Annotated in this window: 1 protein-coding gene and 1 pseudogene; both read right to left on the reverse strand. The window is 62.5% G+C overall.

The window, feature by feature from the left end; genetic code table 11:
* Positions 1–117: 117 nt before the first annotated feature.
* Positions 118–611 (reverse strand): annotated as a pseudogene (locus A8V01_RS04150) (nucleoside deaminase).
* 6 nt (positions 612–617) lie between these two features.
* Positions 618–1,004: YbhB/YbcL family Raf kinase inhibitor-like protein (locus A8V01_RS04155; protein ID WP_146037175.1), on the reverse strand; the 387-nt coding region annotated here is incomplete at its 5' end.

A 1,004-nucleotide genomic window follows, 5' to 3' on the forward strand; every position in this document is an offset into this window, starting at 1 on the left:
ACGGATCCCCAGATCGTCTCGATCTCACCTTTCATGCGGGCGCGGTTACACATGGGTCAGATCCTACGAGACGATGGTCTTTTATGTCCGACCGCTGGTCGTGGCCATCTTCGCTTTTCAGAGATTGCCCTGTTCTTCCACCGGAACCTCGTCGCCCGGCGCGAAGTAGAGGGCGGCACATTCCGCCCGCAAGCATCCGCCTTCAAGGGCAGGTCGTCACGAAATGCGTCCCTGATGAAGTCCATGGTGTCGAGGTGCCGGTCCTCGAAATACATCTGGTGAACGTCGTCGCGACCCGCACCGTAGACTATGCGACCCACCTTGGCCCAGATCGAGGCCATCGTGCACATGCCGCATGGCTGCAGGGTCGAGTAGAGCGTCGCGCCGCGAAGGTCCATGTCGCCGTGCGCAGATCCTGCTGCCCGAAAAGCCATCATTTCGGCGTGCGCCGTCGCGTCGCAAGTCTCCTCGGTCTTGTTGACCGCACGGGACAGCTCGCGACCATTCAGCACGATGATGGCCGCAATCGGTGTGTCCTGCGGCGCTGTTCCTTTCGTTTTCGCCAATTTAATGGCCTCACGCATCCAGGCCCGGTCATTGTCGTCGATCATGGTGACCTAGACTCCTGCCGGCCGCAGCCCGGCTCCGGCAACACCCGAACTTGCCGGCTCATCGCGCGAGTAGGTCCCGATGAGGAAGCCGGCGGCAAGGACTTTACCGTGTATTGCCTCGAGAAACGCGGAGCGACCCGGGTTGGCTTCGATGACAGGAACCTCGGAGAGCGCGAAAAGCTGGAACACATAGTCATGCACACCATGGCCCTTGGGGGGATCAGGCGGCAGCCAGCCCTCGGCGAGATAGCTGTTCCGTCCTACGTCGCTGCCGTCCGCCGCACCATCCCCGTCGGGTACGATCGCACCCTCGGGCAGGCCGCCCACCTCGGGCGGGATATTCCAGACAAGGGCATGAACCAGGGGATGGGGGGCGGGTGCGTCGGGATCTTC

It is taken from the genome of Novosphingobium guangzhouense (assembly GCF_002896965.1).
In the GTDB taxonomy this organism is placed as follows: domain Bacteria; phylum Pseudomonadota; class Alphaproteobacteria; order Sphingomonadales; family Sphingomonadaceae; genus Novosphingobium; species Novosphingobium guangzhouense.